The organism is Sulfuricurvum sp. (assembly GCF_028688295.1).
GTDB lineage: Bacteria > Campylobacterota > Campylobacteria > Campylobacterales > Sulfurimonadaceae > Sulfuricurvum.
Genome location: NZ_JAQTYM010000079.1, coordinates 1 through 9,300, shown reverse-complemented (window position 1 = coordinate 9,300; position 9,300 = coordinate 1). Strand labels below are relative to the sequence as shown.

Genomic DNA, 9,300 nt, shown 5'->3' with positions numbered 1-9,300 from the left:
GTTACGAAATAGCGATCGCCTCAGACTTTTTCTGAGGTCAATCAAGATTATTTTTGGGGAACGTGAGGGTAAAACATGCTCCATGAGAGGTGTTTGTAGCCACAATACTCCCATGGCAATGTTCTTCGAGAATAATTTTAGACATATAGAGACCCAAACCGGTTCCATTTTCCGATTTAGTTGAAACGTAGGGTGAAAATAATGTCTCTAAAACCTCTTCCGATATCCCTCCTGCATTGTCTTCGATTTGTATTATCGTATTCAATCCCTCATTTGCAGTTGTCAAAATGATTTTTGGATGCACCAGTAGCTTTTCGTCAAATGCATCAAGTGAGTTTTTGATAAGATTTAGTACGACTTGGATTAACTCACTTTCATACGTCCTAAATTCGGTCGTATCTGCGAAGTTTTTTTCAAGCGCTATTCCATGCGTCAGAATGGCGTGTTCAATCAGTTCTAGTGCTTTAGTAACAATAAGCGTAGAATTGGTAAGCGATGTCTGTTTGTCCGGCTTGAAAAAATCTTTAAAGTCGGTGATCGTACGCGAGAGATGTTGAATCTGTACTTCCATTTCATTAAAATTTTGCCCAATATCTTCATACGTTGCTTTTTCCAATAAAATATTCAACTTTTGTCGTGCGATCAACGCACTCATAATCGCTAATGGCTGACGCCATTGATGTGCAATCATACTGAGCATCTCTCCCATCTGTGCTTGTCTGGTCTGCATCAAAAAGAGTCTATCTTTGAGATTTTGCTCTGTCACATCATCTTGTATCGTTACAAAATTAATAATTTCACCGTGAGTACCGATGATGGGGAAAATCGTCGATTCACAATCGCGTAATACTCCGGTTTTCATACGGTTGACAATCGTTCCCCGCCAACTCTGACGCTGATTTGCTATCGTTTCCCATAACTGTGTGTAAAAAGCCGCCGTATGCGTATCGGAACTTAACAGTGACATTTTTTTCCCTATCAGTTCGTGCAAAAAATACCCAGACATAGACAATGCCTGATTGTTAGCATATTCGATTTTCCCCGTAGCATCCGTCAAAATAATCGAAAATGGTGTTTGATTCACCACTTGGGAAAGCATCTTGATTTTGGCTTCGGAATGTTGTGCTTCAGTAATATCTTGAATAGTCCCAGATATTTTAAGTTGGTTCTCTTCCCAATAAATCTCGGCACGTTGATGGACACTACGTACATTCCCTTTTGCGGTAATAATCCGATTCATGATATTGCAATAGGGTTGGCCACCGAGAATTTTCTCTTGTTCATCAAGGAGCTTTGATAAATCATCTGGGTGGATATGTGACATCACCCACTCTTGTGAAATCTCCATCGAAAACGGTTCAAGTTCAAATATTCGATACGTTTCTGCCGACCAAACAAGTTCATCAGCTGTCATGTTATACTGGTAGCTTCCAACATGTGAAATTTGCTGTGCTTTGTTCAGGTTGTGCTCGTTTGTTTGAAGCATCTCATACAAAGAAGCATTTTTATAGATAATTGCTGATTGTGTCAACAATAATCTCAATGTTTGAATGGTTTCCTCACTCAATGGTGTCGTAATCTCATCGTTTTCCAGATACAAAACAGCTCGTACTTCCCCCTCAATAGATGCGGAAAATGCACTACACGATGCGGGATGATGTAATTTGAAATATTCATCGTATTGAAATTGTCCATTTTCTGCCGGTGCATTGAGGGTAACTTTATGCTCAGTCGTAATAGTATGATTAATGATATGGTTTGGTACCAAAAAACTCTCATTTAGCTTCTGATGATGCAGATTGATCCTACTCTCTTGCAATGCCATTGAAGCTTTAACATAATATTGTTGCCCCTCTTGGATCACTAAAACCGCTTTGCTTGCCGTTGCATTTTGAAGAATCATCTGCATCAAATTTTCAAGCAGTTCATTTTTACCGACCGCTTGAGAAAGGGTGTAAATCGATTTAAGAAGAGCACGGTAGTTCGCCGGTTCAGCGCGTAAAAGAGAACTGCTCGATGAATTTTCAATAGAGGAGGAACCCGTCTCTTTTTCATACGAAACAGGTAATTCAGGACAAAGTGTTGCGGATAGAGCGTACGCACCCCATTGGTTAAAACCGATAGAGGCTTCGCTGAAATAGAAGCGGCTCATATCCGAGTATCCTTTTAGTTTCCAAAAACGGGCGCTGCACAGAGCGCTTATCGCAATATACATCGAGTTATGCTGTTGCCGGGCTTCATGAATCGCTTCTTCAAAGTATTTAGCAACATCCCAAATATTTTTGGCACCTCGTGCACTTTTAGCACGGATCAATAGTCTCCAAAATTTAAACGGTCGTACTGATGCTTTCGCATAACTATCACATTCGTTCAGGTCATGCTCCAAGAGAAGTACTTCATCTTCAGACAAAGCTTCTGGTTTACCCAATAAAATTAATGCCCGAAAAATATGGAAGTACTGTTTTGGAAACATAATTACTTCATTCGATTCAATCCGAACATACCGTTTCAGATAACTCAATGCTTCATCAAAATCGCCGCTAAACCAATATGCTTGTGCTTTGATAATCCCATACCACGCCAGTCCTGGATAAAACTGCTCTTCCTCCCATAATGCTATAGCACCTAATTCATCAAATCTATTCTCATTTTTGGTATGCTGATATCCTTCTACCGTTTGATGCAAAATACGATAAATAGCAATCATTTTCTGATCTTTAGAATGGAGCAGCCATCCGCTCTCATCCTCCATGTCAGTACGTAACTCATCAAGTGCTCTACCGGAAAAAAACTGACTGAAATGGAGTAAGTAATTGGCCCAAGTTCCAAAAACAATGTCGCCATTAATTTTACTCTGATGAAGACTTTTCTGATACAAAGCACTATTTGCTGTCACCCCTTTGGTATACGGACTAATAAAATTTGCCATAAAATTATATATTTTAGGAAGCATGCTAGCATCAGCAAAGCGGTGGTTAATTTTAATCGCGGCATCACCGAAACGATAGGCCTCTTTATAATGATGCTGCGAGATCAATCCTGCACCGTAGAGGACATATCCAAAGGCTGAACCGCTCGTATTTCCATATTTGAATGAAAGATCGATTATGTTGAGATATGCCCACTGCATTCTTGGTAAATCTGCCAAATAATAGACACTTTCCCAATATTCGACCAACATCTCGACGATCTGCTTTTTCATAGGGTGATTCATCATCGGCAATGTCACCATTTTTTGACTATTCTGACTTAGAGAATGTGTTTCTATTCGTACCTTTAAACGTTGTATCGTATTTTCAAGCGTACTCAAATCCATCGCTAATCCGAGTCTTTTCAAAACCTGCTCACCAAACGCTGCAGCTCTCTCAAATCCCTCTCCTTGCGTGACACATAAATCTTTTAACAGGGCAAAACAGATGATATTTTCATCTATATTTTTGGCCTCAGAAATTAATCGCTCTATCTGAGAGGAGGCTTGATCATGGAGCCCATTGAGATACAAAATTTTGAATCGCAGCACCCCATACTCCGATTTATAACGGCTGGATTCATGCAGTACGCTATCCATACCACTCTTTTCCATCCAAATGAGCCGTTTCAAAGCATACGTATATTCATGTGTTCTTAGCATTATCGAAAGTGCTTCGAGATTTAGCCGATGCAGAGGAAGTAACCGTTTAGTATTCTGATACGATTCGTTCAAAAAATAGCTCAGTTGTACCACATCATGATACATTCCAAGTCGGTATTGGCGATAAAGATCTTTTCCGATCAGCATTTTAAATTTGATTTTTTGATCCGAGGGAATCGTTTTATAAACGTATTCAAATAAAAGATCGTGAACGAAATGGTATTTATGATGGGTGATATCGATCAAACCTTCTCGATCGAGCTGATCGAGTAAATCTAACGGATATTTCATTGATTTTAGCACCGTTTTGGTTATCTTTGCTTCTGTAGTGTTTCCTAACAAAGATAAAATTGATAACATATCTCGTGCAGCAGTAGAGAGACGTCCTAAGTGCATCCCGATCAATTCATTTCGATCCTCAGAAGCACTAGTATGCCGTATTCTTTCACGATCAGCTTTCCATGCACCATGTTCAAAGCTTATCGCACCATTGTCTAAAAGATTTTCAAGGAGCAATTTGAAATAAAAAGGGTTACCCAGTGTTTTTTTATAAAAAAGCTTGACCAGATCAGATTCCGCGCCAAAATCATCAGAAAACCACTCTTGCAACATCTGTGTATAATCTTCCTTCCGAAGTGGTTCCAGGGCGATAGAGAGAATGTGGCTTTGATCTTTTTGTAGGAGATGCTCCATCAACAGTTTCGCATGGAGATTTTTCTCTAATTCTTTTTCACGGTAGATGAGTAATAAATGGACATAAGCAATATCTTCATCGATGATACTTTTTTGGAGCAATACCAAAGAACCTCTGTCCGCCCAATGCAAATCATCGAGAACAATCACCAAAGAGCACTCTTTAGAAAGTACCGCGCGCAGTAATTCACCAAGTGCATGCGGTAGTTGCTGATAGGTATCAGTAGAAAGTTTAAGCGGTGATATTTGAATCCCAAGTTCATTGAAAACAGGAAAAAATGAGGCAAGTACACTCAGTGAATGAGGTGAAATAGCAGCAATTTTTACTATGTTCTCTTTATAAGTAAGCATCTCTTTGAGTTGCATAAAAATATCTCTGAGCGTTACATAGGGGTGTATCGATTTGCTCTGATCAAATTTCCCTTTGGCGATGCAAAATGTTTTCGTATCGAGTGAATTCAAAAAGTTTTGGATAAGACTTGTTTTACCTATTCCTCCCGTACCACTTAGGGTAACACAAACTTGTTCTCCCTGAGGTAATCGTTCTTTAAGCGCTTGTAACTTCGTGATCTCTATATCACGCCCATACATATTTCCAACACTCAACAATGAAGGGCGATCCAAGGAAGCAATTTCAAACGGTTCAATAACCCCATCGCCCTGGAGCGATTGAAGTGCTTTTTTTAGGTCATAAATTAATGCTTTATCATTTTGATAACGAAGATTTGGTGTTTTTTCAATCAATTTTTGGACTATTTCCCCCAATACTGTCGGAAAGCCTTCAATTTTTCCCGCCAGATTCGGCAAGCGCAACGCTATTTGTTTATGGATAAGTTCATAGCGGTCTTCTGCGCTGTAGGGAACTTCCCCTGAGAAAAGGTGATAGAGAGTCATCCCAAAACTGTAAAGATCACTTCTAAAATCGATTTTTTGTCGTGTTCTTCCTGTTTGTTCGGGCGACATGTACATGAGATTTCCTGACGTTCCGGCATGAACATCAGGGTTGTATTTAAATCGATCATCAAGAAATGAATATCCAAAATCAATGAGTTGAACCGCTTTTGTTATAGGGTTATAAATGATATTCTTGGGATTGATGTCAGCATGAATGATCTCTCTACGATGCAAATATTCCATTGCTTCAGCGACCCCAAGAGCAATATATAAAGTTTCAGCAATCGTAAACGTACGGGTTAAAAGCTGTCCATGCAACGAACTACCGCCGACATCTTCTAAAATGTGGGCATACTCGGTCGGTGTAGCGATGACCTCAAGTAAATTGGAAATATAGGAAAAACTGAGCTGATGTAAAAGCTTTTGCTCATTCATCATTTGCATCATCCGATATTCACGCATCTCGGAGGCTTTAAGCATTTTGACGATCACATTGATGTTATCAGAGATCCGTCTAGCCCTATAAACAACGGTTGCAGCATTTTCATGGAGGGTTTCGATAATCTGATACTCTCTACTCAGCATACGGGTCCTTTAAGATTCAAAAATATTATTAAACACTAAATTTTATTGATATTACCGAATAGGGGTTGAAAGTCTAAACACACTTCCGACTCCTTCTACAGAATTCACATCAATTTTTATCTCCATCGCATGTCCGTATTCGCGTACAATGTTAAGCCCAAGACCGGTTCCAAACCCATGATCTCGTACCTGCTCAAACGGTTCAAATATCAATCCCAATTTCTCTGATGGTATCCCCATCCCTGAATCTTGTACAACTACCTGACATTTTCCATCCTCCACCACAACAGTCACCCGTACAAACCCATCCGTCGTAAATTTGAGCGCATTCGAAATCAGGTTCATAATCATCTGTTTAAATTTGATACCGTCACATACAATCTCTATATACGCCATAGTGGACTCAAACGTATAAAGGAGATCACGATTTTTATGCAAACCGGTACAGTTTTCATACGCTTCGCGAACCAAGGCAACTGCATTGTAATTCTGTAGATCAAACCGAGTTTTACCCGATTTCATTTTGGCAATATCGAGCAACGAGTTGATTAATGCCAGCAGATGTTCTGCATTCGCATAGGTGCGTTCAATATAGCGTTTAACCAGCTGAGCACTCACCTCGTCATCCGCTATTTCATCAAAACTTTCCAATGCTTGATCGGTGAAATTAACGATTGCGTTTAGAGGTGTACGCAACTCATGGGAGACCTGATCGAAAAATTTGCTTTTTGCTTGGAGGAGATGGAGCGCTTCTTCTTTAGCCGCTACGGTTTCGGTGATGTCATAGCGTATCGAGAGGATCTCTACGGGTGAGCCTTTTATATCCATAATGGGGACGATTGTTGTTGCAAAATAGTGATGCGAACCGTGCTTTCCGATATGTTTCATCACCCCTTTCCAAATCTTTCCATTCTCTAGCAGGGCAAGTCTGTTTTGTCGGCACATCACTTCATTCTCACTCTCAAAGAACATTGAGATATTGGCTCCCATCACCTCATCCGTGCGATAGCCTAACAGTTCACATAACGCATCATTTACATAAATAATCTTCCCATCCAAATCACAGCGGGAAACGAGGTTGGAGGCATCGATCGCGGCATCGTATTGTTTTAATCGATGCTCACTCTCCTCTTTTTCCTGCGTGCGTGAGCGTATCCCCTCTTCGAGAACACATTTGTAACTCATCATGTCGGTTACATCAGACAACATCAAAACATAAACCTGCGCCTCTTCATCTAATGAATTCAATCCTATCGAAAAGGTTTGAATATCGAGTTTTCCGCTTATTCCGACTTTATAATGTTTTTCACCTGATAAGACATGTTCAAACCATGGACGTTCTAAATACCCCTCATAGACGTAGCCATATTTATCGATACGCAACAACTGTGTCGAAAAATCAAATTCAGGTTCTAAAACATCAATTCCTAATGTAGCAAAATACTCCACAAACGCTCTATTCGCATCGATGATCCGATATCCATCCGTGATAGCTATCATTCCGGTCGCAAGATGAAAAATAGATTTATAGTAACGGTACTGGGGATCATACGAGCGCAAATGTTCTTTTAATGTCTCTTTGGGTGAAAGGCTTATCGCATCAGTTGTTTCAACCATATAGAGTTCCTTCACTGTTTATATTTAGAAATAAAGTTTAGTACGTCATCTGCACTCATTGGTTTTCCATAAAAATACCCTTGAATGTGAAGACAACCATTTTTGATTAAAAAATCCTTTTGCTCATACGTTTCAACACCCTCAGCAATAATCGAAAGATTCAAACTTTTAGAGAGGGCAATAATTGCTTTAACAATCGCACGATCATCATCGTTTTGATGAAGATCACGTACGAATGATTGATCGATTTTCAACCGATGAACCGGCAACCGTTTTAAATACGCCAAGGAGGAATAACCGGTTCCGAAATCATCAATAGAGAGTCGTATCCCCATTTCGGTAATTTGGGTCAAAATACGGATCGCCTCTTCTGGATTATCCATCACTTCATTTTCAGTTACTTCAAACTCTATCCATTCGCTCAAACACTGTGTCTCTTGCAGGAGTGATTCGAGCATCACCGTAAAATCCTTTTGTTTGAGCTGTTTGATCGTCAGATTGAGCGACAGGATACCCGGGTGTAATCCATCACGATACCATTGAGCGAATTGGAGCATAGCACTGCGCATCACAAACTGATCCATTGCAACTATCAAACCGGTTTCAATCGCCAACGGAACAAAGGTATTTGGCAATACCAACCCAAGTTCCGGATGGTTCCATCGAATCAATGCTTCCATCCCTAGTAATCTCTCTGAGAGACCGTCTACTTGCGGCTGATAAAAAACACAAAACTCGTTTCTCTCTAGAGCTCTTCGTAAACTTGATTCCAAAGCAACTCGTTCATACGCCCGTTTTGTCATATCCTGAGTATAAAAATGGCAACTATTTCTCCCCTCGTTTTTGGCTTTATACATTGCTGCGTCAGCATTTCTGAGAAGCATTTCAGGAGTTGTGCCATCCGATGGAAAAACACTGATACCGATACTACAGGTCACATACAACTCGTGTTTATCAATACAAATCGGTATCTGCATCATTTGGAGCAATTTGTCGGCAATTTTGCTCACAATCTGTACATCATCGAGATAATCAACCATTAAACAAAATTCATCTCCCCCTAATCGAGAAATGGTGTCTATGTTTCGTAATTGACTCCGCATCAGATTGGCAACATGAATCAACACTTGATCTCCGACGAGATGCCCCAGTGAATCGTTAATCTCTTTAAAACGATCCAAATCGATAAATAAAATCGCTACATGGCGTTCATAGCGCTGCGCATGTTTGATCTCTTGATCCAAACGATCCAAAAAGAGTCTCCGATTCGGTAATTCCGTCAAAATATCATGATTAGCACGATAATCCAAATGCTCTTCTAATGATTGACGCCGCTCCATCTCAAGTGCCAATGACATAGTACTTGCCATCGCCATTGCAAAATCCTGCTCTTCAGGCTCCCATTGATGAATCCCATCGACTTGTTCGTGACAAACAACCGCTATCACCTTTCCCCCACGAATAATAGGAATATCAAGCATTGAGTCAATATTAAGCGGTTTGAGATACATCTCCTTAAACTCTGATGTCATCGGGTCATTTTGGGCATCATTAGCAATAATCAGCTCTCCTCTTTGCATCGCACCAAAGTACAACGGAAAATCATGAGCATACAATATCATTCCGTTCGTGTGTTCACTGGTTCGAATATCATAAAGATCATCGCAAACAATCATCGACCCATCCGGCGTCATTCGCCAAAGGCTAACTCGAGTAATTCTCAATGTTTGTGCCGATATTTCTGTCGCTTTTTGGATAGATGATTGCACGTTCTCAAAATCAAGATTTGACCACTCTAAAAGTGCCTGCTGGTATTTTTGACTCCTCTCTAAACGAACCATTCCTATTTTCGATAGATCGGATATATACTCTTGTAAAGA

At 40.1% G+C, this 9,300-nt stretch carries 3 protein-coding genes; all 3 read right to left on the bottom strand.

Annotation, left to right across the window (positions count from 1 at the left end; genetic code table 11):
* Positions 1–37 precede the first annotated feature (37 nt).
* Positions 38–5,803 (bottom strand): protein kinase, encoded by a 5,766-nt coding sequence (locus PHR02_RS12005; RefSeq protein ID WP_299992356.1) that lies wholly within the window; start codon positions 5,801–5,803, stop codon positions 38–40.
* Positions 5,804–5,854: 51 nt separating this feature from the next.
* Complete coding sequence (locus PHR02_RS12000; RefSeq protein WP_299992354.1) at positions 5,855–7,420, bottom strand: ATP-binding protein; 1,566 nt, start codon at positions 7,418–7,420, stop codon at positions 5,855–5,857.
* Between the two features lie 11 nt (positions 7,421–7,431).
* A partial coding sequence (locus PHR02_RS11995; protein ID WP_299992352.1) for an EAL domain-containing protein occupies positions 7,432–9,300 on the bottom strand: 1,869 nt, incomplete at its 5' end.

Excerpts from the sequence above, each read along its gene's own strand:
- PHR02_RS12005 (WP_299992356.1), bottom strand. The coding sequence starts at position 5,803 with ATGCTGAGTAGAGAGTATCAGATTATCGAAACCCTCCATGAAAATGCT.
- PHR02_RS12000 (WP_299992354.1), bottom strand. The coding sequence starts at position 7,420 with ATGGTTGAAACAACTGATGCGATAAGCCTTTCACCCAAAGAGACATTA.